The sequence below is a fragment of the Streptomyces fumanus genome (assembly GCF_014655295.1).
GTDB classification, from domain to species: Bacteria; Actinomycetota; Actinomycetes; order Streptomycetales; family Streptomycetaceae; genus Streptomyces; species Streptomyces fumanus.
Genome location: NZ_BNBI01000007.1, coordinates 220,868 through 222,492, shown reverse-complemented (window position 1 = coordinate 222,492; position 1,625 = coordinate 220,868). Strand labels below are relative to the sequence as shown.

General features: G+C 71.5%; 1 protein-coding gene. It reads right to left on the bottom strand.

All coding sequences use genetic code 11. The features are described 5' to 3' along the window. Positions 1-332 precede the first annotated feature (332 nt). Positions 333-1,625 (bottom strand): sensor histidine kinase, encoded by a 1,293-nt coding sequence (locus IE316_RS17455; RefSeq protein WP_190205284.1) that lies wholly within the window; start codon positions 1,623-1,625, stop codon positions 333-335.

Sequence of the window (1,625 nt, the reverse complement as noted above, 5' to 3'; positions counted from 1 at the left end):
CTTTCCCCTCTCAATGAGCAGCACGCCGATTCGCTGCCCGCAATGCGTATGCCGATCGTGTGCCGACGTTCGACGCCCGTTCTCGCCGTCATCGGGGCGCACTTCACCGCAGCGGGAAAGCGTGGCGGGAATGTCCGCGGTGTCAGTGTCGGTGGTCGAGTCGCGTGGCCGGCAGCCGATGATTCAATGCCGAATCCGCTCGTTCAGAACGATACCCATCGGGTGCGGTGAAGCCCACCGACCGACGTCCGCGGTGTCCTTCGCACCCGTCTGTGTCCGGGCTGTCCAACTGGCCGTTCTGCACGCTTGGACGGCGTCCCCGGGGGGCCGGCTCAGACGTGGGCGGTGCCGGTCCGGGGCCGCTTGGGGCGGTGCGGGGCCGGTGCGGGGGCGCGCAGCGGGAAGGCGGCTTCCACGATGAGGCCGCCGTCGGGGCGGGCCTGGGCGGTGAGGGTCGCGTCGTGGGCCGTGGCGATGGCCCGCACGATGGACAGGCCGAGGCCGTGGTGGCCGTCGCCGGTGGTGCGGCGCAGTCGGTTGAACGGTTCGAAGAGCCGGTCGACCTGGTCGGGCGGGACGTCGGGCCCGGTGTTGGAGACGGTGAGCACGGCGTGTTCGGCGGTGCTGTGGGTGGTGACCTCGACGTAGCCGCCCGGGATGTTGTAGTAGGTGGCGTTGTCGACGAGGTTGACGATCAGCCGGTCCACGAGGGCGGCGTCGCCGGCGGTGGGCGCGGGTGCGGTCTCGCCGTCGATCCGTACGCCGCGCAGCTCGGCCCGGGGGCGCAGGGCGAGGAGTGCCTCCTCGGTGAGGTCGGCGAGGTCGAGGGGTTCGGAACGGTCCACTCCGCGCTCGCTGTTGGCGAGGGTCAGCAAGGATTCCAGCAGGCTGCCCTGCTGTTTGCTGATCTTGAGGAGGCGTTCGAAGTTGGCTTTGAAGGAGTCGACGGTGGCGTCGCGGTCGATCAGTGACTCCTCCAGGAGGGCGCGTTCCAGGGTGAGGGGGGTGCGCAGTTCGTGGGCGGCGTTGGCGATGAACCGCTTGTGGGACTCCAGGGCCCGCTCCAGCCGGCCGAGGAGGCCGTCGACGCTGTCGGCGAGCTGTTTCATCTCGTCGGCGGGTCCGTCGACGGCGAGCCGTTCGTGGACGTTGTGGGCGGAGATCTGGCGGATGGAGGCGGTCATCGTGCGCAGCGGGCGCAGGATGCGTCCGGCCACCAGCCAGCCGAGGACCATGGAGATGACGGCCATGATGGCCAGGGCGACGCCGGACTGGACCAGCAGGTCGTGCATCTGGGCGTCGTGCTGGCGGGCGGCCTGGGCGCGCAGTTCCCGGGCCAGGTCGCCGAGCCCGCCGCGCAGCCCGGGGAAGGGGCCGGGGCCGGGACGGATCTCGACCTCGGGTTTCTGGTCGGGGCCGCCGGTGTGCACGGAGACGAACCGGCCCGCGGAGTTGTCCACGAGCAGATAGGTGATGGTCAGCAGGACGGCGCCGGTGGCGAGGAAGAGGACGCCGAACAGCAGGGTGAGCCGGGCGCGGGCCCGCCGGGGGGTCACCCGGCGGGTGAGGCGGCGCACGATCCTGGTGCCCAGCGGGCCGTGCGGGGGGTGCGGGCGCCGGGGCAT

Coding starts and splice junctions, on each gene's coding strand:
- IE316_RS17455 (WP_190205284.1), bottom strand. CDS start 1,625: ATGCCCCGGCGCCCGCACCCCCCGCACGGCCCGCTGGGCACCAGGATC.